Annotated in this window: 18 protein-coding genes; 5 read left to right on the forward strand and 13 right to left on the reverse strand. The window is 59.5% G+C overall.

Annotated elements, in window-relative coordinates:
• Together ACM1ZW_RS09115 and ACM1ZW_RS09120 are read left to right on the forward strand one after the other, a co-directional pair.
• A complete protein-coding gene (locus ACM1ZW_RS09115) occupies window positions 1-939 on the forward strand; it encodes an MlaD family protein (protein WP_017341743.1) in 939 nt (312 codons plus the stop codon).
• The gene (locus ACM1ZW_RS09120; RefSeq protein ID WP_414884829.1) at window positions 936-1,559 is read left to right on the forward strand and encodes an ABC-type transport auxiliary lipoprotein family protein; all 624 of its coding nucleotides are present in this window, start codon (window positions 936-938) and stop codon (window positions 1,557-1,559) included. The genes ACM1ZW_RS09115 and ACM1ZW_RS09120 overlap by 4 nt, the downstream gene beginning before the upstream one ends.
• Before the next feature lie 74 nt (window positions 1,560-1,633).
• Here ACM1ZW_RS09120 and ACM1ZW_RS09125 read toward each other — a convergent pair whose 3' ends face one another.
• From ACM1ZW_RS09125 to ACM1ZW_RS09145, 5 genes are all read right to left on the reverse strand, one after another.
• On the reverse strand, window positions 1,634-2,863 hold the full coding sequence (locus tag ACM1ZW_RS09125) for a nucleoside recognition domain-containing protein (RefSeq protein ID WP_017341745.1): 1,230 nt from the start codon (window positions 2,861-2,863) through the stop codon (window positions 1,634-1,636).
• 221 nt (window positions 2,864-3,084) lie between these two features.
• Entirely contained in the window at window positions 3,085-4,416 is a 1,332-nt protein-coding gene (gltP, locus tag ACM1ZW_RS09130; RefSeq protein ID WP_414884830.1) for a glutamate/aspartate:proton symporter GltP, read from the reverse strand.
• Window positions 4,417-5,131: 715 nt separating this feature from the next.
• Window positions 5,132-5,596 (reverse strand): inhibitor of vertebrate lysozyme family protein, encoded by a 465-nt coding sequence (locus tag ACM1ZW_RS09135; RefSeq protein WP_017341747.1) that lies wholly within the window; start codon window positions 5,594-5,596, stop codon window positions 5,132-5,134.
• A gap of 2 nt (window positions 5,597-5,598) precedes the next feature.
• Window positions 5,599-5,763, reverse strand: a complete 165-nt coding sequence (locus ACM1ZW_RS09140) for a DUF1328 domain-containing protein (protein WP_003177151.1) — start codon at window positions 5,761-5,763, stop codon at window positions 5,599-5,601.
• A gap of 81 nt (window positions 5,764-5,844) precedes the next feature.
• Complete coding sequence (locus tag ACM1ZW_RS09145; protein ID WP_017341748.1) at window positions 5,845-6,132, reverse strand: hypothetical protein; 288 nt, start codon at window positions 6,130-6,132, stop codon at window positions 5,845-5,847.
• A gap of 436 nt (window positions 6,133-6,568) precedes the next feature.
• Here ACM1ZW_RS09145 and algB point away from each other — a divergent pair, with 436 nt between their 5' ends.
• Together algB and ACM1ZW_RS09155 are read left to right on the forward strand one after the other, a co-directional pair.
• Window positions 6,569-7,915, forward strand: a complete 1,347-nt coding sequence (gene algB / locus ACM1ZW_RS09150) for a sigma-54-dependent response regulator transcription factor AlgB (RefSeq protein WP_017341749.1) — start codon at window positions 6,569-6,571, stop codon at window positions 7,913-7,915.
• A gap of 10 nt (window positions 7,916-7,925) precedes the next feature.
• Window positions 7,926-9,716, forward strand: a complete 1,791-nt coding sequence (locus ACM1ZW_RS09155; protein ID WP_414884832.1) for a KinB sensor domain-containing domain — start codon at window positions 7,926-7,928, stop codon at window positions 9,714-9,716.
• Window positions 9,717-9,723: 7 nt separating this feature from the next.
• Here the strand turns inward: ACM1ZW_RS09155 and ACM1ZW_RS09160 are convergent, their stop codons facing one another.
• From ACM1ZW_RS09160 to ACM1ZW_RS09190, 7 genes are all read right to left on the reverse strand, one after another.
• Window positions 9,724-11,337: an EAL domain-containing protein gene (locus ACM1ZW_RS09160; RefSeq protein ID WP_017341751.1), complete on the reverse strand. Its 1,614-nt coding sequence runs from the start codon at window positions 11,335-11,337 to the stop codon at window positions 9,724-9,726.
• 76 nt (window positions 11,338-11,413) lie between these two features.
• The gene (locus tag ACM1ZW_RS09165; protein ID WP_017341752.1) at window positions 11,414-12,196 is read right to left on the reverse strand and encodes an N-acetylmuramoyl-L-alanine amidase; all 783 of its coding nucleotides are present in this window, start codon (window positions 12,194-12,196) and stop codon (window positions 11,414-11,416) included.
• A 100-nt stretch (window positions 12,197-12,296) separates the two neighbouring features.
• Window positions 12,297-14,342 carry a diguanylate cyclase gene (locus ACM1ZW_RS09170; RefSeq protein WP_416740433.1) on the reverse strand — a complete coding sequence of 682 codons (2,046 nt, stop codon included), beginning with the start codon at window positions 14,340-14,342 and terminating at the stop codon, window positions 12,297-12,299.
• On the reverse strand, window positions 14,339-15,217 hold the full coding sequence (locus tag ACM1ZW_RS09175; RefSeq protein ID WP_017341754.1) for an endonuclease/exonuclease/phosphatase family protein: 879 nt from the start codon (window positions 15,215-15,217) through the stop codon (window positions 14,339-14,341). The genes ACM1ZW_RS09170 and ACM1ZW_RS09175 overlap by 4 nt, the downstream gene beginning before the upstream one ends.
• Window positions 15,218-15,231: 14 nt before the next feature.
• A complete protein-coding gene (locus ACM1ZW_RS09180; protein WP_416740434.1) occupies window positions 15,232-15,873 on the reverse strand; it encodes a thiol:disulfide interchange protein DsbA/DsbL in 642 nt (213 codons plus the stop codon).
• 200 nt (window positions 15,874-16,073) lie between these two features.
• Window positions 16,074-16,685, reverse strand: a complete 612-nt coding sequence (locus ACM1ZW_RS09185) for a c-type cytochrome (protein ID WP_017341756.1) — start codon at window positions 16,683-16,685, stop codon at window positions 16,074-16,076.
• 46 nt (window positions 16,686-16,731) lie between these two features.
• Window positions 16,732-17,022: a c-type cytochrome gene (locus ACM1ZW_RS09190; RefSeq protein ID WP_017341757.1), complete on the reverse strand. Its 291-nt coding sequence runs from the start codon at window positions 17,020-17,022 to the stop codon at window positions 16,732-16,734.
• Between the two features lie 191 nt (window positions 17,023-17,213).
• On the opposite strand from ACM1ZW_RS09190, the gene yihA reads away from it, so the two are divergent.
• Complete coding sequence (gene yihA / locus ACM1ZW_RS09195) at window positions 17,214-17,855, forward strand: ribosome biogenesis GTP-binding protein YihA/YsxC (RefSeq protein WP_017341758.1); 642 nt, start codon at window positions 17,214-17,216, stop codon at window positions 17,853-17,855.
• A 290-nt stretch (window positions 17,856-18,145) separates the two neighbouring features.
• On the opposite strand, the gene polA is transcribed toward yihA, so the two are convergent.
• Entirely contained in the window at window positions 18,146-20,917 is a 2,772-nt protein-coding gene (gene polA / locus ACM1ZW_RS09200) for a DNA polymerase I (protein WP_414884835.1), read from the reverse strand.
• Window positions 20,918-20,991: the final 74 nt, after the last annotated feature.

Consider the following 20,991-nt stretch of genomic DNA (forward strand, 5'->3'; position numbering starts at 1 on the left):
ATGGAAACCCGAGCCCATCATGTATTGATTGGCCTGTTCACCGTGATTGTGGTGGCGGGCGCCCTGCTCTTTGGCTTGTGGCTGGCCAAGTCCAGCGTCGACACCGAGTTCAAGGATTACGAAATCGTCTTCAACGAGGCGGTCAGCGGCCTGTCCAAGGGCAGCGCGGTGCAGTACAGCGGGATCAAGGTCGGCGACGTGGTGACGTTGCGCCTGGACCCGAAAGACCCGCGCCGGGTGTTGGCCCGGATTCGCCTGGGCGGTGATACGCCGATCAAGGAAGACACCCAGGCCAAACTGGCGCTGACCGGGATCACCGGAACGTCGATCATCCAGCTCAGTGGCGGTACGCCGCAAAGCCCGACGCTCAAGGGCAAGGGCGGTGATCTGCCGACGATCGTCGCATCGCCCTCACCTATCGCCCGGCTGCTCAACGACAGCAACGATTTGATGGCTGGCGTGAACGTCTTGATGCACAACGCCAATCAGATGTTTTCCGCGGAGAACGTCGAGCGCATCAGCAAGACCCTCGAACACCTGGAACAAACCACCGGCACCATCGCCGATCAGCGCGGTGACATCCGTCAGGCGATGCAGCAACTGGCGTCGGTCGGCAAGCAGGCCGGTGCGATGCTGGAGCAGACGTCGGCGCTGATGCGCAACGCCAACGGTTTGCTCAACGATCAAGGCAAGCAGATGTTCGGCAGCGCCGAGCAGGCGATGAAGTCGCTGGAGCAAAGCAGCGCGACGATCAATACGTTGCTGACCCGGAATCAGGATTCCCTCAACAGCGGCATGCAAGGCCTCAACGGACTGGCCCCGGCGGTGCGCGAGTTGCGCGATACCTTGACGTCGTTGCGGGCGATTTCCCAGCGTCTGGAAGCCAACCCCAGCGGTTATCTGCTGGGCAATGACAAGAACAAGGAGTTCACGCCATGAAGCTGACTCACATCGCCCTCCTCGGCGCTTTTGCGCTGACCAGCGCCTGCTCGATCCTTCCCACGTCCGAGCCGTCTGATGTGTATCGGTTGCCTTCGGCCCAGAGCGTTTCTCCCAGCCACGGCACGCCGCAGCGCTGGTCCCTGCGCCTGACCAAACTGCAGGCCAGCGAGGCGTTGAACAGTCCGCAGATTGCCGTGATTCCTCAAGGCGACCTGATCAGCAGCTACAAGGCTTCCCGCTGGAGCGACCCGGCGCCGGTACTGCTGCGCAATCGACTGCTGGATGGTTTTCAGCGTGACGGTCGGGTGGCGTTGCTGAGCACCGACGACAGCAATTTCCAGGCGGACCTGGAGTTGGGCGGGAGTTTGCAGGCGTTCCAGACTGAATACCAAGGCACCACGGCGAGTGTCGTAGTGCGTCTGGATGCGTTGTTGGTGCGCGGTTATGACCAGCGCATCCTCGCCAGCCGCCGCTTTGAAGTGCGTCAGCCGCTGAGCGATGTGAAGGTGCCGGCGGTAGTGGCCGGGTTTGGCCAGGCGAGTGATCAGTTGACGGCACAAGTCGTCAGCTGGGCGGTGGAGCAAGGACAGAAAGTCGCACCGCCGCCCCGCCCTTGAATTCACTCAGGGCCTTTGTGGCGAGGGAGCAAGCTCCCTCGCCACACAAGCCCGCTCCCACAGGGGATGTGTGCTTAACCGAAGAACCAGTAGCAAACCCCGATTGCGCCCAGCACCCCGGCGAACTCCGCCAGCAATGCACACCCCACCGCATGCCGTGCCCGCTGGATCCCCACGGCGCCGAAATACACCGCCAGCACATAAAACGTCGTTTCCGTACTGCCCTGAACCGTCGCCGCGACCAACGCCGGGAAGCTGTCTACCCCGGACGTCTTCATGGTTTCGATCAACATCGCCCGGGCCGCGCTGCCTGAGAACGGCTTGACCATCGCCGTCGGCAACGCATCGACGAAGCGCGTGTCCCAACCGGCCCACTCCACCAGATGACGAATCCCGTCGAGACCAAAGTCCAGCGCCCCGGACGCGCGCAGCACGCCCACCGCGCACAGCATCGCCACCAGGTACGGCAGCAGATTCCTGGCCACGTCGAAGCCTTCTTTCGCACCTTCGACGAACGCCTCGTAAACCTTCACCTTGCGCAGCGCGCCGATCACCAGGAACAGCATGATCAGCCCGAACAGCGTCACGTTGCCGAGGATCGAGGACAAGCCGGCCAGAGCGGTCGCCGAGAGCGTACCCAGCAACGCCATGAAGCCGCCGAGGGCGAGGGCACCGGGGATCAGGTAGGCGAGCACCACCGGGTCCCACAGGCGCAGGCGCTGCATGAACGCCACCGACAGCAATCCCACCAGCGTCGAACAACTGGTGGCGAGCAGGATCGGCAGGAACACCAGCGTCGGATCCGGCGCGCCTTGCTGGGCGCGGTACATGAAGATCGTCACCGGCAGCAGGGTCAGGGAGGAGGCGTTGAGTACCAGGAACAGGATCTGCGCGTTGCTGGCAATGGTGTCGCTGGGGTTGAGCTCTTGCAGCGCCTTCATGGCTTTAAGGCCGATCGGGGTGGCGGCGTTGTCCAGGCCCAGGCCGTTGGCGGCGAAGTTCAGGGTGATCAGGCCGATGGCCGGATGACCGGCCGGCACTTCCGGCATCAGGCGCAGGAACAACGGGCCAAGTGCCTTCGCCAGCCATTCGACGATCCCGGCCTTCTCGGCGATGCGCAGAAAACCCAGCCAGAGGGTCAGGGTGCCGAACAGCAGGACCATGACCTCGACCGACAACTTGGCCATGGCGAAAATGCTTTCCACCATCGCCGCGAAGATCCCGGCGTTGCCCCCGATCAGCCATTGCGCCAACGCCGAAACGGCCGCCACGATGAAGAAGCCAAGCCACAGGCCATTGAGCATCAGTTGAATCCCCCGAAGAATGTGGCGAATGATAGCGGGGTCACCAGAAACGACAAACCCCGGATTTCTCCGGGGTCTGTTCGTGCGGCTTGCTCAGGTCACTGTGGGAGCCAGCCTGCTGGCGATAAGGCCGGCACGTTCAACATCTCTGTTGTTTGATGCACCGCTTTCGCCGACGGCCTGGCTCCTACATAAAAGCCAGACTCCACAGGGGTCAGCTATCAGTTGCCGGAGGTTTCACCGGCCGGCAGTTTTTCCTTGCTGCGCCAGTGCGGCAGCGAGTTCCAGTAGCGCTGCCCTTTGGCATCGTCGTACATGCCTTCCCAGCGGGAGATGACCAATACAGCCAGGGCGTTGCCGATCACGTTCAGTGCGGTACGTGCCATGTCCATGATGCGGTCGACACCGGCGATGAACGCCAGGCCTTCCAGCGGAATACCCACGCTGCCCAGGGTCGCCAGCAGCACCACGAAGGACACACCCGGAACACCGGCGATGCCTTTGGAGGTGACCATCAGCGTCAGCACCAGCAGCAATTGCTGGCTGATCGACAGGTCGATGCCGTAGAGCTGGGCAATGAAGATTGCCGCGATGCTCTGATAAAGCGTCGAACCGTCGAGGTTGAACGAGTAACCGGTCGGCACCACGAAGCTGCAAATGGCTTTCGGCGCGCCGTAGGCTTCCATCTTCTCGATCACACGCGGCAGCACGGTTTCGGAGGAGGCGGTGGAGTAGGCCAGCACCAGCTCATCCTTGAAGATGCGCATCAGTTTGATCACCGAGAAGCCGAACAGGCGAGCGATCAGGCCCAGCACCATGAAGGCGAAGAAGGCGATAGCGAAGTAAACCAGGATCACCAGTTTGGCCAGCGGCAGCAGGGAAGCGAAGCCGAAGTTGGCGACGGTCACTGCGATCAGTGCGAAAACGCCGATCGGGGCGTAGTTCATGATCATGTGGGTGACCTTGAACATGCTTTCCGAAACGCCCTGGAACATTGTCACCAGCGGGTCGCGCAACTCGGGCTTGAGACTCGACAGACCGAGGCCGAACAGCACCGAGAAGAAGATGATCGGCAGCATTTCACCGCGAGCGATGGCGGCGAAGATGTTCGACGGGATCAGGTTGAGGATGGTTTCGATGAACGCGTGTTCATGCTGTACCTCGGCCGCCGTGGCCTGATACTTGGAAATATCCACGGTACCGAGGGTGCTCATGTCGATGCCGGCGCCCGGATGGAACACATTGGCCAACACCAGACCCACAACGATAGCGATCGTGGTAACGATCTCGAAGTAGATGATGGTCTTCAGGCCGATGCTGCCGAGTTTCTTCGCGTCACCGACACCCGCGATACCGACGATCAGCGAGGAGATCACGATCGGGATCACAATCATCTTGATCAGACGGATAAAGATATCGCCTGCCGGTTGCAGGACGTTGCCAATCCACCAGGCCTTCTCGGCACTGAAATGGTTAAGCAGCGCACCGATTGCAATCCCCAATACCAGACCGATGAGGATCTGCCAGGCGAGGCTGAGCTTTGCCTTCTTCATATCTTTACCCTTACTTGCGTTTGACTCGGGCAGATGCAGGAACTGGAACGCTTGTGGCGAAAAAGTCTTGAGCATCTGCCCCCGTATAAGGTGCCCCGGAGCGATTATTCATGGCTCTCTGGCAGGCGAAAAAAGGCGCAACTATTCCGATGCAAGGAAGCGACGTCTAATGCCGTAAACGCCTACCCTATGCCGAATCGGCATGAGGTTTTTTTACTGAAACCGACGTCGCAAACGGTTCGAATGTGACATTTCGGCAGGCATAAGTGCCGTGAACCGGCCATTTCCGGGCAGGGTGGGTGTTTTTTGATCATTTTTGCGGGAGGGGTATTTCAGAAAAATCCGACCATGAGAGGCGAGAAATCGCTGCAAAATCAGGTGGTTTTTTCTCGATGTACGGTCACGCAAGAAACACCGGGAAATTATTCTCCGGTGATCATTTGTGGGAACAGAGCGTTCTGTAGCGAAACCGAGTGGTTCGCTGTGTTTCAACACATTGCGCGCATAAGCTCTCCGCAAGTCCGTCGCCCCATCACGGGACGGCGAACTTGCGTCGCAGCTTTTACCTGACCCGGCCCTTGCGCAGGCACTCCCTGTACCCGTAGGTCACTCCGCCCCTGAAACAGGCAGAACGTCCCGACCCCTTGGTCATGCGACTACCTTCCTCAGGCAGCGCATTGGAAAGAAACAATGCTGCTTCTTTCTTGTGACAGATTCAGTACCAGTTCGGATCTTTCTTCAGTTGTTCCATCAACAGGTCCTGCATGCCCTGGTCAGGCTTGCCCAGGAAGCGGTAATCGGCATGCCGCGTGGGCGACTTGTCGGCCGGCAACCCTGCAGGCACTTCGACCAGCATGGCGTAGGCATCCTTCTTGTCGAAGCTGACGGCAACGATCAGGCGTTTGTTGAGGCATGTGTCATGCGTTTCGCAGAGCGGCCCCACCAGATACTTGTCGCCATCTTCTTCCACCGCATTCATTTGCTCGGCGTCACCGGACAGATTCATCACCCATTCCGGCAGGCGTTCTTCCTTCTTCACCACGCCTTGCCAAGTGTCATGAAACTGCGGGTCTGCGCTTAACAACTCGTTGACCCGCGCCTGGCCGTCATTGGCCGCCATCACGGTGGCACTGCCGCCCAGAAGCAGGGCGGCTGCCATCGTTTTCAGTAAAACGTTCATCTTCAACCTCGACCGCGACGGCCAAAGAAGAACGAAGCAATGAACATCACCAGGAACACGACAAAGAGAATCTTGGCGATACCCGTGGCGGTGCCCGCGATACCACCGAAGCCCAGTACTGCAGCGATGATGGCAATGATCAAGAACGTGATTGCCCAGCTCAACATGGTGATTCTCCTTACGCTTCTATTTAGAGGTGATGCTTGTGGTGCATGTCCCGGCGCATCGAATGCGCCAAGTTCGTGTGTCTAGAACACCCAGCGCTCCTGACGTGGCATCTCATCCGCAGGCTGAGCCTGGTCGACGTCCATCATTCGCATCGGTGCGCTGTCGACAGCAGTGCTGCTGACGGCGCTGAAGTGGGTTTGGGTCGGATGCTGGATGGACAGGCGTGGCACTTCTTGCTCCTGACTCTGCTCCCAGCGCTGAAACTGCTGGCCGCCGATCAAGGTGATCAATAGCGCCAGGACAGCAAACAGACCTTGCTGGATATGCAGTGGCGAGATACGCAATTGGGCGGCACGTTGGCGACTCATCCTGAAGCTCCTCCCACACTGTGGTGATCTTGTTGAGGGCGACGGTTGCGATGCCCTTGGTTAATCAGACTATTGCAGCCCGCATGCCAGCTTTTTCATAAGAAAAAATACATATAAATCAATAAGTTATGTTTGATGCAGGAAACAGGTGGGACGCATCCTGCACGATGACCCCTTTGGCGTCGTGCGTAATGCACGATAAGTTCGTAGGAAGTTTCAGAATTTTTGAATTGCGGGGAGGGCGTAGATGTCACAGAGGGAGTCGGGAGTGCACCTGAAAACCAGCGATCCGATAAAAAAACAACAAAATCAGGTGATTAGCCGTAGGGTGAGTAGATAACTACCCTGATGTGGTCGGAATCGACCAGAATCAACCATGCAACTTGCCCGATTTTTCCGGGACTAACCAAGATCATTCGTTAAGGAGCGTAGGAAAATGGAATCAGCCACCGAGCATCAGGGCCGCATTCTGCTGGTGGACGACGAGTCTGCCATCCTGCGAACGTTCCGTTACTGCCTCGAAGACGAGGGCTACAGCGTCGCCACGGCCAACAGCGCAGCGCAGGCCGATGCGTTGTTGCAACGCCAGGTGTTTGATCTGTGCTTCCTCGATTTACGCCTGGGTGAAGACAACGGCCTCGATGTCCTGGCCCAGATGCGCATTCAGGCGCCTTGGATGCGCGTTGTCATTGTCACTGCCCACTCGGCCGTAGACACCGCCGTGGATGCGATCCAGGCGGGCGCCGCTGATTACCTGGTCAAACCGTGCAGCCCCGATCAATTGCGCCTGGCCACCGCCAAGCAACTGGAAGTGCGGCAATTGTCAGCCCGCCTGGAAGCGCTGGAAGGTGAAGTGCGCAAACCCAAGGATGGGCTGGATTCCCACAGCCCGGCCATGAAAGTCGTGCTCGAAACTGCCCGCCAGGTGGCCAGCACCGATGCCAATATTTTGATTCTCGGCGAATCCGGCACCGGTAAAGGCGAACTGTCCCAGGCCATTCACGGCTGGAGCAAACGCGCGAAGAAATCCTGCGTCACCATCAACTGCCCATCGCTGACGGCCGAATTGATGGAAAGCGAACTCTTCGGCCACAGCCGTGGGGCGTTCACCGGCGCGAGCGAAAGTACGCTGGGGCGGGTGAATCAGGCGGACGGAGGAACGCTGTTTCTCGACGAGATCGGCGATTTTCCCCTGACATTGCAGCCAAAGTTGTTGCGTTTCATTCAGGACAAGGAATACGAGCGGGTCGGCGACCCCGTGACCCGCCGCGCCGATGTACGCATCCTGGCTGCCACCAACCTCAATCTTGAAGACATGGTGCGCGACGGTCGTTTCCGTGAAGATTTGCTCTATCGCTTGAACGTCATCACCTTGCATCTGCCGCCGTTGCGCGAACGCCGGGAGGATATCCTGAACCTGGCTGACCGCTTCCTGGCCCGGTTCGTCAAGGAATACGCGCGCCCGGCGCGAGGCTTCAGCGACGAGGCGCGTGAAGCGCTGCTGGGTTATCGCTGGCCGGGGAACATTCGGGAGTTGCGCAACGTTGTTGAGCGGGCGAGCATCATCTGTCCTCAGGAGCGTGTCGAGATCAGCCACCTCGGGATGGCCGAGCCCCCGGTGAACAATGCGCCGCGCATTGGTGCTGCGCTGAGTCTGGACGAGTTGGAGAAGGCGCACATCGGCGCGGTACTGGCCACCGCCGACACGCTGGACCAGGCCGCGAAGACGCTCGGGATCGATGCTTCGACGCTGTACCGCAAACGCAAGCAGTACAACCTGTGAGTCTTGCCCGATGAAACTGGCGATGAAGTTGCGTACTCGGCTTTTCCTGAGTATTTCCGCACTGATCACCGTTGCGCTGCTTGGGCTGTTGCTCGGGCTGGTTAGCGTGATGCAGATGGCCGGAACCCAGGAAACACTGGTGCGCAACAATTTCGTCACCCTGGATCTGGGTCTGAAACTGCGCCAGACCTTGGGCGACCAGTTGATGTTGATGATGGATGACAAGCCCGATCCGGCGGCGTTCGAAGCGTCCAAGCAGCATTATCTCCAGTTGCTGGATGAAGGCATCGCCCATGATCAGGGGGGCGAGGGTCGCCAGTACGGCTTTTTGCAGGCCAAGAACGATTACCTGAGCTTTCTTCAGGCGTTGGACCTGTCGGGTGATCCGTCCCATGTGCTGAGTGGCAACGAAGAGCTCACCGAAAAATTCAACGTGCTGCGCAACGGGCTGATTACCGAGCACAAGCACGCGCTGGACAGCATCAATGAAACGCAACGCAAGGCCCGGGATCGGGCGCTGCTCATTGCCGGCCTGCTCGGGTTGGTCGGGCTGGCAGTGCTGATTATCGGATTCGTGACGGCCCATGCGATCGCTCGACGCTTCGGTGAGCCGATCGAAGCCCTGGCTCAGGCCGCAGACCACATCGGCCAGGGCAACTTCGAAGTGACCCTGCCGATTTCATCGGCAGTGGAAATGAATCTGCTGACCAAGCGCTTCGGGATCATGGCCGAGGCACTGCGTCAGCACCAGGCGACCAATATCGACGAGTTGCTCGCCGGCCAGCAGCGTCTGCAGGCGGTACTCGACAGCATTGACGATGGTCTGTTGATGATCGACCGCGACGGTCATCTCGAACACTTGAACCCGGTGGCGCAGCGCCAGTTGGGTTGGGACACCGACCGTCTCGGCCAAGGGCTGGGCTCGGCGCTCGAACGTCCCGAGCTGGATCAACAGCTGCAACTGGTGCTGCGCGGAGGCACGCTGGAGCGCGCACCGGAGGACCTGAGTATCGAGGTCGATGGTGAATCGCGCTTGCTCACTTACAGCCTGACGCCTGTCAGTCATACCCAGGGCCATATTCTGGGGGCGGTGATGGTGCTGCATGACGTCACCGAACAGCGGGCGTTCGAACGGGTGCGCAGCGAATTTGTATTGCGCGCCTCCCATGAGCTGCGCACGCCGGTCACCGGGATGCACATGGCGTTCGGCCTGTTCCGCGAGCGCGCGCATTTTGCCGCGGACTCGCGAGAAGCCGACCTGTTGGACACCGTGAATGAAGAAATGCAGCGCCTGATGCAGTTGATCAACGACCTGCTGAACTTCTCGCGCTACCAGAACGGTTTGCAGAAACTTTCACTGGCGCCGTGTTCCATCGAGGAACTGCTGGAGCAGGCCCGTTCGCGGTTTGCCGATTCGGCGCAAGAGAAGGGCATCGACTTGCTGGTCGAAGTGCAGGGACCATTGCCGTGGTTACAGGCCGATCAGCCTCAACTGGACCGAGTGCTCGATAACCTTATCGACAACGCGTTGCGTCATACCGGCGCTGATGGACAGATCCGCTTGCAGGCGCGACGCCACGGTGAGCGGGTGATTATCAGTGTCGAGGACAATGGCGAAGGTATCGCTTATGGCCAGCAGGGGCGGATCTTCGAGCCGTTTGTACAGGTCGGGCGCAAGAAGGGGGGGGCGGGGCTTGGCCTGGCGTTGTGCAAGGAAATCGTGCAGTTGCACGGTGGGCGGATGGGCGTCTATTCGCGGCCGGGGCAGGGCACTCAGTTCTACATGGCGCTGGCGGTTTAACACGCGTTTACGCTTCGTCATCCAGGCGTCTGCTGGCCAGGCGCCGGCCACGGGTGATCAGCTCGATGAACTGAACGGCGCTCAATGCATGGGCGAACAACCAGCCCTGACCGAATTTCACTCCTTCACTGCTCAGAAACGCCGCTTGCGCTTCATGTTCGATGCCCTCGGCAATCACATTGAGTTGCAGCGCCTGGGCCATGTGAATGATGTGCGGTGCCACGCCACTGCTGGCGGCGTCATGTCCAAGCGCATCGATGAACGCCTTGTCGATTTTCAGGCAATCCACAGGCAGGGTCTGCAGGTAGGCGAGGCTGCAATAGCCGGTGCCAAAGTCATCGATCAGCACCTGATGCCCGACGTCGCGCAAGGACTGAAGGTTTTCCCGGGCCACTACCACGTCGATCAGTCCGCGCTCGGTCACTTCAAAGGCAATCTGTTTGGCTGCGACCCGGTGCAGGAGCAACAGCCGCGCCATGACCTGGCCGATACGCGGCACCATGACGTCGCAGGCCGCCAGGTTGACCGAGATGTACAGCTGCGGATTGGCCCGCAACAAGTGCCCAAGCTGCTCCAGCAGGCGTTGCAGGACGAAGTCGGTCATCTGGCGGATCTGGCCGGTGTTTTCCGCCATCGGAATAAAAAGCTCCGGGCTGGTCAGGGTGCCGTCCGGCCGGCGCCAGCGCAGCAAGGCTTCAGCCCCGACACAATTGCGGCTGTCGAGGTCGAAGATGGGTTGGTACAACACCTGCAACTCGCCTCGCCGTATGGCGCCGGACAATTCGGCATCCAACGACTGTCGCTGGCGCACCAGCAGAAACACCAGGAAGCCCACTACTACGCCCAGCGCCAGGCTGGCCGGCACCAGCCACCACCAGGCGGCGGGCACATTCACGCCGGTGCGCGGGGTGATCAGCACCAATTGGTATTCAGGGCTTTTGGTTGGCATGAGGTAAATCAAGCGAGTCGGGGTGACTTGCAAGACATCGCTGCCTTTCGGTGGCCAAGGCACGGTCGGCGGCCAGGCTTGCGGGGAGCCCAGCACCGGAATCGCCCGAGTGCCGTGGTCGAGTATCACCAAAAGGCTGCTGCCCGGCGACAAGTCGACCATGTCGGTCAAATGTCCGCGAGAGGTCGCGACACGGAAATTGCCACGCCCGAGCATGAGCGCGGCCCGGTTCTCGTCAGGTTCGGTAGTGGTGTTCAACCAGTAACTGTAAGTGGGGTCTTTGATGTCCGGTGGCCGTGTCAAAGATAATCCTGCCTGGCGCGGACGGTTAGAGCAGATCTTCGAGGCATCCATATACGCAGCCTCGTACACGAACCGGTAATTGAAAGTGACCTGCTGCAAAGTGGCGATCATTTCTTTGTCGCAGGTTCGCAGCGGTTGGGCCTCCAGATCATCGAGACTTTCGCGCAGTTGTCCGAACAACTGCTCCAGGCGCGCAAGAAATCGCTCACCTTGCGCGTTCATTTCCGCACTTTCGTTCTGCTCAATCTGACGAACGGCCACGAACAGGCTGAGCGCCAGGAGCAATACGCTGCTCAGGACAGCCGCCAGCATCGCCAAAAACCAGGGGCGATAGAACCAGCTACGTAGCGTCTCTCGAGCAGCGGCCATATTGGAATATCCGAAGAATTACCAATGAGTTATAGCTGCTGATTGGGAAAAAGCGCGGACCGTCGGGCGGGCGTCATTATTTTGTCTGATTCAATACCAGAAGAAGTGCTGCCGTTTGCGCATCCGGCATGCCGTCGAAGCGGGACGGCCGGAAATGCATCTGGAAGGCTGCAATCACGTGACGTGTTGCAACATCCAGCTCACCGGTTTGCGGCGTGGCATAGCCCAGGCGAGCCAGCTGTCCCTGAAACCAGCTGATGCTCGGCAGTTCGGTATTGAACTGCGCTTGTTGGCGCGCCACCGCCTGTTCGTTCGGCCAGACGCCAAGGCCTTCGGCGGCTAGCCGTTTCCAAGGGAAAAGCGGCCCCGGATCCAGCTTGCGCAGTGGGGCGATGTCGCTATGGCCGATGATGCTGCGGGGGGTGATGGCGTAACGTTTGCTGATGTCTTTGAGCAGGACGATCAACGACTGGATCTGGGCTTCGCTGTAGGGATACCAGTAACGCCCTCCGGTGGGGGTTTCCTTGAATCCTGGATTGACGATTTCGATGCCGATTGAGCTGGAGTTCAGCCAGGTCCGACCCTGCCACTCACTTTCCCCGGCGTGCCATGCCCGCAGGTTTTCATCCATCAGCTTGTAGATGGTGGCGTTTTTATCGTCGCCGATCAGATAGTGGCTGCTGACTTCGCCGTGGGTCAGCAGTTGCAGCGAACGTTCCAGAGAGGCGGAGGTGTAATGCACCACCACGAACTGAATACGGCTGTCGTGATTGGCTGAAGGATGGCTGGTGTCGAACCGGGGACCGCTGGTACAGCCGGCCAATAGAACCAGCGACACGATGAGGGCGAGAAATTTCATGGTAGAGGCAGTACACGCAAGACAGTAATGCAACAGTGTAACGTACTGCCTTGCGCGACGACGCTTAGCGGCCCCATTTAAACAAAATGGAACAATTGGCCTAGCCGAGTTCCACCCGATTGCGGCCAGCATGTTTGGCGCGGTACAAAGCCTGATCGGCTCTTTTAAGTACCATATCGCTGTGCTCTCCGGGTTTGAATGCAGTCATTCCCATCGAAACGGTGATGGTCACCGGCTCCCCCTTGAAGTGGAATGGGCAGGCTTCGATGGACGCGCGCAGGTTTTCCAGCAGTTTTGCCCCCGTCGCCGGCACAGTGCCTGGCATCAGCAGGACAAACTCTTCACCGCCAAACCGCGCAATGAAATCGGTCCCGCGCAGGCGCTTGCGCAACACGCTGGCGATGATTTTCAGTACCTTGTCGCCCGCCAGGTGGCCATAGTTGTCATTGATGCGCTTGAAGTGATCAAGGTCGAGCATGGCCAGCAACAGGGTGTTGCCGTGTTGTTGCCACTGGCTGATTTCGTGATCGAGCCGTTCGCTCCAGGCCGCACGGTTGGGCAGTCCGGTCAGTGGGTCGATCAAGGCTTTCTGGCGCTGCTCTTCAAGATGCTCGCGGTAGCCTTGGGCTTCCTGCTCCATGTGCGCCACGCGTTCTGCCAGGCCTTTAAGGCGAGCTGCCACTTCCTGTTCTCGCGCATCGCGCTGCTTCTGGTGCTGATCCATGGTCCCGAGCAGGCCTTCGAGGTGGTTCTCCAGAACGTGCTTGAGGTCTTCGAGGTCCGCTGCCTCTTGCATGCTGCTCTGCAGGCCGTCGACCTGCTCGCGGATCTGCGTGTCCATGTCCCGCGCTGCCGAGCGGTTGTCCGCATGGCCATCGCTGGCGGCTTGTAGGTTGCTCTGGAATGACTCGAGGCGCTCATTGAGTTGCTGCAAATAGACTTCAAATTCGTGCTGGCCGCTGTTGTTTATTGCCAGCATCAAGGTTGCCAGATCGTCGAGGATCGGCAGCAATTCGTACCAGTTCAAACCGTTTTGCAGACGATCGCGCATCGCTTCGGCTTGTGGGCGATAACGCTCTGGCAGTGACAGGTCGTCCAGCAGGCCCAGAAGCGTGTCTTCGATGTGCTTGGCGACGGAGCTGTAGGACGGCTCCGGCGAGTCCGGCAGGGCGTAGAGAATATCGTGTTCGGATTGTTCCGGATCGATGGCGGCCAATGCGCTATCGAGAAATACCGCCGGGGTCAACTCGTCTGGATTGGTCGCCAGCTGAGTCTCGGATACCGCAGTGATGACGGCTGGTGAGGCGACTGGTGCCGGTTGCTCTGGCTGTTCACTCTCTGTTTGGACAGAAGGAACAGGCGCTCGCTGAGGTTCATGGACTGGCGGTATAAAAGCCACGACTTCAGCGATGGGCGTCGTCGCTGCGGGCGCTTCGATCATCTCTGGATCGGGCGGGGCAGGATGATCGGCAGGCGGCGTCACGGGTGGCTCGTCGGCAACGGGCACGGGATCGACGATCAGTTGCGGCAGTTCCTGAGGCGCGGCCGCAATCTCTTCGACAGGCGGCGGGGTGGGCGCTTGCGCCTCCGGGGGAACCACCCGCTGTACCGCATCTTCCGTTTCACGATTGCCAAACAAGCGCTGTAACAAGCCTGGGCGACCGGGTTCCGCCGGGTTCTCCAGCTGACTCAGGGCTTTCCCTTGCAGGCCGCTCAGCTCGCTGAGCAGCAACGGGATCTCGCGCGCCTGGCTGACGCGTCCGTCCAGTGTCTTGGCGAAGTTCTTGAGTGGGCGGCTCACTTCGCGGGGCAGCGGCAATGTCTGCAGTTGCGCCACCAGCGCGGTCAGTGCGGCGCTGGTCTGATTGACCCGGGTCTCGCGGCGCTGTTCTGAGTCGAGTACGGCTTTTTCCAGGCGCGGAAGCAGTGCCGCCAGGCCGGCGTCCATGTCATTGGTGCGGATGACTTCGCGCATTTCTTTCATGCACTGATCAACCGCGCGGTCGGTGCCCTCGGCCGCCAGCGTACTGCGCACCAGTCCGCGCCGCAGCAGGTCGAGCCGGGCATCCCAACGACGTTCGAGCTTTTCCTGTTGTTCGATGCTTTTAAGGTATTTCTCTTTCCAGCGCTGTGTTTCGTCGCTCATTCATGGGTTCCGCGAGGGGCAGGACTCAACGCGGGCAATGCATCGGCCGTGAGCGAACCCGGCAGACGAATCTCAACCGCGACCGGCAGGTGATCGGAAATGGGTTGTGCCAGCACTTCGACCTTTTCCAGCGTCAGCGTCGGGCTCAGCAGAATGTGGTCCAGACAGCGCTGCGGGCGCCAGCTGGGGAAGGTTGCTTCCAATTGCGGCGCCAGCAGGCCGAGGTCGCGCAACGGAGAATTTTGCAGCAGGTCACTGGCGTGGGTATTCATATCGCCCATCAGCACCTGATGTTTATAACCACCGATCAGCTCGCGGATGTAAGCCAGTTGCATGCTCCGGGCGCGGGCGCCCAGCGCCAGGTGCATCATGACCACCACCAACGCTTCCGGACCTTCACCGAAACGCACCAGGATCGCACCGCGACCCTTGGGCCCCGGCAGCGGATGATCTTCAATCGCCCACGGGCGCAGGCGACTGAGCACGCCATTGCTGTGCTGGCCGAGGCGACCGAGATTGCGATTGAGTTGTTGATACCAGTAGGGGAAGGCACCGAGTTGCGCCAGGTGTTCAACTTGATTGACGTAGCCGGATCGCAGGCTGCCGCCGTCGGCTTCCTGCAGGGCGACCAGATCGAAGTCGCCCAACAGATTGCCGATCTTTTGCAAATTGTCAGCACGCCCGGTGTGCGGCAACAGGTGTTGCCAGCCCCGGGTCAGGTAGTGCCGATAGCGCTCGGTACTGATGCCGACCTGAATGTTGAAGCTGAGCAAGCGCAGACGGCTGTCTGCGGGCAGGCCCGTCGATTCCAGGTGATGTTCGTTGACCCGCGGATCATGCAGGCCAACGACGCGTTCAGTTCCCCAGCGGCGCATGGCAGTTGCCGCGCTTAGTTGGCAGCAGCCTTGTTAGCCGCTCGCTCTTTGTCGACCAGTTTGTCGGCCAGTTGCAACGCCTCCTCGGCGCCGCCGGCAGAACCCACATCAAAGCGATACTTGCCGTTGACGATCATGGTTGGAACGCCGGAGATTTCATACTTTTTGGCCAGCTCGCGAGCTTTGTTGATCTGGCCCTTGATGGCGAAGGAATCGAAGGTCGCCAGGAACTTGTCCTTGTCTACGCCTTGAGTCGCCAGGAAGTCGGCCATATCGTTTTTATCGGTCAGCTTTTTGTGTTCCTTCTGAATGGCGTTGAACACGGCAGCGTGAACCTTGCTCTCGACGCCCATGGCTTCCAGGGTCAGGAACATTTGGCCGTGTGCGTCCCATGGGCCGCCGAACATGGCTGGAATACGGACGAAATTCACGTCGGACGGCAGTTTCTCGACCCAGGGATTGATCACCGGCTCGAAAGCGTAGCAATGCGGGCAGCCGTACCAGAACAGCTCCACCACTTCGATCTTGCCAGGCACGGCTACCGGAACCGGATTACTCAGTTCGACATAAGGGGCGGCGGGTGCCTCGGCGGCTTGGGCAGTCATGCCGAAAAGGCTGGCAGCGACGAGTGCGGCGCTGATGATCAGATTACGCATGCTTTACTCCTGGACAATTCGGGTCGCCTCGCGCGACCTGTTTTCAGACAGGTCATGGCGGGCTTGAGTTCTGTAGTGTAACGGCAGCAGGCACAAAAAAGGGCGGCCTGAGCCACCCTTTTTATACTTGCTGCGACGGATTAATAGAGCGTTAACGTTGCAGGAGATGTACATCTCGCATATCGCTCTATCCGCCGGTCCTAGTGCAGACCCTGAATGTAGCTGGACACCGCAGCGATGTCTTCGTCGCTCAGGCGTTTGGCAATGGTCTGCATGGTTTTGGTGTCGCCGTCGTTGTTGCGACCGCCTTCTTCCTTGCGGAAATCGGTCAGCTGCTTGGCGATGTATTGAGCGTGCTGGCCACCCAGGTGCGGGAAGCCGGCGGCCGCGTTGCCTGCGCCGTTTGGCGAGTGGCAGCCGGTGCAGGCTGGCAAGCCCTTGGCAAGGTCACCGCCACGGAACAGTGCTTCACCGCGAGCCACGACTTTAGGGTCGGCGGCGCCAACGCTGCCTTTCTGGCTGGCGAAGTAGGCAGCGATATCGGCCATGTCCTGATCGCTCAGGTTGGTCAGCAGGCCGGTCATTTCCAGTACCGTGCGTTTGCCGGACTTGATGTCGTGCAGCTGCTTGTTCAGATAACGCTCGCCTTGACCTGCCAGTTTCGGAAAGTTAGGCGCCATGCTGTTGCCATCCGGGCCATGACAGGCGCCACATACTGCGGCTTTCGCCTGACCAGCAGTTGCATCACCTGCAGCATGGGCTATGCCGGAGATCCCCACGGTCAACAGCAGACTCACGATCAATTTGTTCATCAGCTAATCCAACTACGGCTAAGGGTTAAAGAGTTATGGACCGGGATCACTCGCTCATCCACTGGATGATGGCTTGGTAATCCTCGGCACTGCAGTCCATGCACAAACCACGCGGCGGCATCGCCTTGAAACCCTGGGTCACGTGTTGCACCAGCGTCTCCATACCTTTCGCCAACCTCGGCGTCCAAGCTTCCTGATCGCCCTTTCGGGGCGCCATGGGGAGTTGGCCGGAATGACAGGCACCACACACACGGTTGTACACAGCTTCCGGATCCTGTGTAGCCTGAGCGCTGTAAAGCGGCATCAAGACACCGGCAGCTAGCAGCCATTTCGTCATAAAACGACCTTTTCAGGGTTGAGAGCGTTCTGCGTTCTAGTGCGCAATCAAGGTCAATCGCTCTCGTGAACTTCATCCTACGCTGGGACAAAGCGCACACAAAATCTGCGGCATTATATACTGGCGTCACTGAAACGGAAACGACACCGCTTGCCGCGTCCATTCCCGGCGCCGCCCACATCGGAAATCCCATGCAACTCAAGAACCCCATCCTCGGCCTGTGCCAACAGTCCACCTTCATGCTCAGCGCTGCCAAAGTCGACCAATGTCCCGACGACGAAGGCTTTGAAGTGGCCTTCGCCGGGCGCTCCAACGCCGGTAAATCCAGCGCGTTGAACACCCTGACGCATGCCAGCCTGGCGCGGACCTCGAAAACTCCGGGTCGCACGCAACTCTTGAACTTCTTCAAGCTAGACGATGATCGTCGTCTGGTCGACCTGCCGGGCTACGGTTACGCGAAAGTACCGATCCCGTTGAAGCTGCACTGGCAGCGTCACCTGGAAGCTTATCTGGGTGGTCGCGAGAGTTTGAAGGGTCTGATTCTGATGATGGACATCCGTCATCCAATGACCGACTTCGACCTGTTGATGCTCGACTGGGCCGTCGCCAGTGGCATGCCGATGCACATTCTGCTGACCAAGGCGGACAAGCTGACTTACGGCGCCGCGAAAAACGTGCTGCTCAAGGTTCAGTCAGACATTCGTAAAGGCTGGGGGGATGCGATCAGCATTCAGCTGTTTTCGGCGCCAAAACGCATGGGCCTGGAAGACGCCTACACTGTACTGGCGGGCTGGATGGAACTGGCTGACAAAGGCTCCGAACTCGCGGAATAACAAATCGCGGGCAAAAAAAACCCCGGACTTCTTATGGGGAGGGGGAAGTTCCGGGGTTCAAGTTCCGGACCGCTAGGGCGGGGTCCAGATTATCTGCCAACACTTAACACAACATAGGAGCATCGAAGGGCTTCACCAGCCATTCAGTTACTCTGAGTGGCAGTTCACAGGTTTAGTTCCGGGGTTACAGAAACCATTTGAAATAAGCCGGATCGCCAACCGAAATAAGCGCCCTTCGACCCTTCTGCCGCGGCACTATGCCGCAGCAGACACCGCCTGTTTCAGACGGCTCAGTGAGCTTCGTCCCAGTTATTGCCCACGCCAACCTCGACCAGCAGCGGCACATCAAGCTTCGCGGCATCGGCCATGTGGGAGCGAATCTCCTCGCGAACCTGATCGACCAGGTCTTCACGCACCTCAAGCACCAGTTCATCGTGCACCTGCAGGATGACTTTGGCGTCCAGGCCCGATGAGGTCAGCCAGTTATCCACAGCCACCATGGCTTTCTTGATGATGTCCGCCGCCGTGCCTTGCATCGGCGCATTGATCGCCGTGCGTTCGGCGCCTTTGCGCAGGGCCGGGTTTTTCGCGTTGATTTCCGGCAAGTACAGACGACGACCGAAGAGGGTCTCGACGAAACCTTGCTCGGCCGCCTGGGCGCGGGTGCGCTCCATGTACTCCAGGACGCCTGGATAGCGAGCGAAATAGCGGTCGATGTACGCCTGGGACTGTTTGCGATCGACGCCGATCTGCTTGGCCAGGCCAAACGCGCTCATGCCATAGATCAAACCGAAGTTGATCGCCTTGGCGCTACGACGCTGATCAGTGGTGACGTCTGCCAGCTCGACACCGAACACTTCGGCGGCGGTGGCTTTGTGTACGTCCAGGTCATTGCGGAAGGCGTGCAGCAAACCTTCATCCTTGGCCAGGTGCGCCATGATCCGCAGTTCGATTTGCGAGTAGTCCGCGGCTAGCAGCTTGTAGCCTTTGGGCGCCACGAACGCCTGGCGAATCCGCCGACCTTCGGCGGTGCGGATCGGGATGTTCTGCAGGTTCGGATCGCTGGACGACAAACGCCCCGTCGCCGCGACAGCCTGATGATAAGACGTGTGAATCCGCCCGGTGCGAGGGTTGATCTGCTCCGGCAGGCGGTCGGTGTAAGTGCTTTTCAGTTTGCTCATCGAGCGGTATTGCATCAGCACTTTGGGCAGCGGGTAATCCTGTTCGGCCAGTTCCGCCAGCACCGCTTCGGCGGTAGATGCCTGGCCCTTGGCGGTTTTGCTGAGAATCGGCAAGCCGAGTTTTTCGTACAGGATCACGCCCAGTTGTTTCGGCGAGCCAAGGTTGAATTCTTCGCCAGCGATGGCAAATGCCTCACGCTCCAGCGCGACCATTTTCTCGCCCAGCTCAACGCTCTGGATGCCCAGCAGGTTGGCATCGACCAACGCGCCTTGGCGTTCGATTCGCGCAAGCACCGGCACCAGTGGCATTTCGATGTCGCTCAAGACTTTGCTCAGGCTCGGAATCGCATTGAGCTTTTCCTGCAGGGTTTGATGCAGGCGAAGCGTCACGTCGGCGTCTTCGGCGGCGTACGGTCCGGCCAGTTCCAGGGAAATCTGGTCAAAGGTCAGCTGCTTGGCGCCTTTGCCGGCGATGTCCTGGAAGCTGGTGGTGGTGTGATTCAGGTATTTGAGCGCCAGGCTGTCCATGTCGTGACGGGTCGCGGTGGAATCCAGCACGTAGGATTCGAGCATGGTGTCGAAGGCGATGCCTTGCACGGTGATGCCGCAGCTCTGATCGCCGCCGATGGCGCAGTTGGCCAGGATGTTCATGTCGAACTTGGCGTGCTGGCCGACCTTGAGTTTCTTCGGGTCTTCCAGGATCGGTTTCAGCGCGCGCAGCACGGTGTCACGATCGAGTTGCTCTGGAACGCCCATGTAGGAATGGGTCAGCGGGATGTAGGCCGCTTCGTTGGCCTGTACAGCGAACGACAGGCCAACCAGCTGCGCCTGCTGCGCATCGATGCCGGTGGTTTCGGTATCAAAGGCGATCAGCGTGGCGTCATTGAGTTTTTTAAGCCAGAGGTCGAAATCCGCCTGAGTGAGAATCGTCGTGTACTTGAGTTCGGTCTCGACCGCGGCTTCTTCAGCTACCGGTGCGGTGACTTCCTGGCCGGAGCGCTTGGCGTCGCGCTGGTTTTCTTCGAACCAGCTCTTGAATTCCAGCAGGGTGTAGAGCTCGGCCAGTTTGTCGTGATCCGGCTTGCCCATTTGCAGGTCGTCGAGGCCGATGTCCAGTGGCACGTCGATCTTGATCGTCGCCAGTTGATAGGAGAGGAAGGCCATCTCTCTGTGCTCTTCGAGCTTGGCCGGCAGTGTTTTCGCGCCGCGAATCGGCAGGGTCGGAACGATATCGAGCTGGGCATACAGCTCGGTCAGGCCGCCGTTTACGCCGACCAGCAGGCCGGAAGCGGTCTTGGGGCCGATGCCCGGAACGCCCGGAATGTTGTCGGACGAATCGCCCATCAGTGCCAGATAATCGATGATCTGCTCGGGAACGACGCCGAATTTCTCCTTCACGCCCTCCACGTCCAACGCGCTACCGGTCATGGTGTTGACCAAGGTAATGTGGCCGTCGACCAACTGCGCCATGTCTTTGTCGCCGGTGGAGATGATCACTGGGCGGTCAGCCGCCGCACTGCTGCGGGCCAGGGTGCCGATCACGTCATCGGCCTCGACGCCTTCGACGCACAGCAGCGGGAAGCCCAGAGCGATCACGCTTTGGTGCAGCGGTTCGATCTGCACGCGCATGTCGTCGGGCATGCTCGGGCGGTTGGCCTTGTACTCGGCGAACATTTCGTCCCGGAATGTCCCGCCCTTGGCGTCGAACACCACGGCGAACGGACTGTCCGGGTACTGCTTGCGCAGACTCTTGAGCATGTTCAGCACGCCTTTGACCGCTCCGGTCGGCAGACCTTTGGAAGTGGTCAGCGGTGGCAGGGCGTGAAAGGCGCGGTACAGGTAAGAAGAACCGTCCACCAGGACGAGGGGGGCTTGGCTCATGAGCAGGATCAACCTTTTCGGCGGGTCAGGCGCTAGAATAGCGGGACCGTTGACGACAAAGGGACAAGGTTATC

Origin of the sequence: Pseudomonas sp. NFX71, from assembly GCF_048079215.1 — a bacterium.
In the GTDB taxonomy this organism is placed as follows: Bacteria; Pseudomonadota; Gammaproteobacteria; order Pseudomonadales; family Pseudomonadaceae; genus Aquipseudomonas; species Aquipseudomonas fluorescens_B.

Bases quoted from the DNA above. Each gene is read 5' to 3' on its own strand.
- ACM1ZW_RS09115 (WP_017341743.1), top strand. From the start codon at position 1: ATGGAAACCCGAGCCCATCATGTATTGATTGGCCTGTTCACCGTGATT.
- ACM1ZW_RS09120 (WP_414884829.1), top strand. From the start codon at position 936: ATGAAGCTGACTCACATCGCCCTCCTCGGCGCTTTTGCGCTGACCAGC.
- ACM1ZW_RS09125 (WP_017341745.1), bottom strand. From the start codon at position 2,863: ATGCTCAATGGCCTGTGGCTTGGCTTCTTCATCGTGGCGGCCGTTTCG.
- gltP (WP_414884830.1), bottom strand. From the start codon at position 4,416: ATGAAGAAGGCAAAGCTCAGCCTCGCCTGGCAGATCCTCATCGGTCTG.
- ACM1ZW_RS09135 (WP_017341747.1), bottom strand. From the start codon at position 5,596: ATGAACGTTTTACTGAAAACGATGGCAGCCGCCCTGCTTCTGGGCGGC.
- ACM1ZW_RS09140 (WP_003177151.1), bottom strand. From the start codon at position 5,763: ATGTTGAGCTGGGCAATCACGTTCTTGATCATTGCCATCATCGCTGCA.
- ACM1ZW_RS09145 (WP_017341748.1), bottom strand. From the start codon at position 6,132: ATGAGTCGCCAACGTGCCGCCCAATTGCGTATCTCGCCACTGCATATC.
- algB (WP_017341749.1), top strand. From the start codon at position 6,569: ATGGAATCAGCCACCGAGCATCAGGGCCGCATTCTGCTGGTGGACGAC.
- ACM1ZW_RS09155 (WP_414884832.1), top strand. From the start codon at position 7,926: ATGAAACTGGCGATGAAGTTGCGTACTCGGCTTTTCCTGAGTATTTCC.
- ACM1ZW_RS09160 (WP_017341751.1), bottom strand. From the start codon at position 11,337: ATGGCCGCTGCTCGAGAGACGCTACGTAGCTGGTTCTATCGCCCCTGG.
- ACM1ZW_RS09165 (WP_017341752.1), bottom strand. From the start codon at position 12,196: ATGAAATTTCTCGCCCTCATCGTGTCGCTGGTTCTATTGGCCGGCTGT.
- ACM1ZW_RS09170 (WP_416740433.1), bottom strand. From the start codon at position 14,342: ATGAGCGACGAAACACAGCGCTGGAAAGAGAAATACCTTAAAAGCATC.
- ACM1ZW_RS09175 (WP_017341754.1), bottom strand. From the start codon at position 15,217: ATGCGCCGCTGGGGAACTGAACGCGTCGTTGGCCTGCATGATCCGCGG.
- ACM1ZW_RS09180 (WP_416740434.1), bottom strand. From the start codon at position 15,873: ATGCGTAATCTGATCATCAGCGCCGCACTCGTCGCTGCCAGCCTTTTC.
- ACM1ZW_RS09185 (WP_017341756.1), bottom strand. From the start codon at position 16,685: ATGAACAAATTGATCGTGAGTCTGCTGTTGACCGTGGGGATCTCCGGC.
- ACM1ZW_RS09190 (WP_017341757.1), bottom strand. From the start codon at position 17,022: ATGACGAAATGGCTGCTAGCTGCCGGTGTCTTGATGCCGCTTTACAGC.
- yihA (WP_017341758.1), top strand. From the start codon at position 17,214: ATGCAACTCAAGAACCCCATCCTCGGCCTGTGCCAACAGTCCACCTTC.
- polA (WP_414884835.1), bottom strand. From the start codon at position 20,917: ATGAGCCAAGCCCCCCTCGTCCTGGTGGACGGTTCTTCTTACCTGTAC.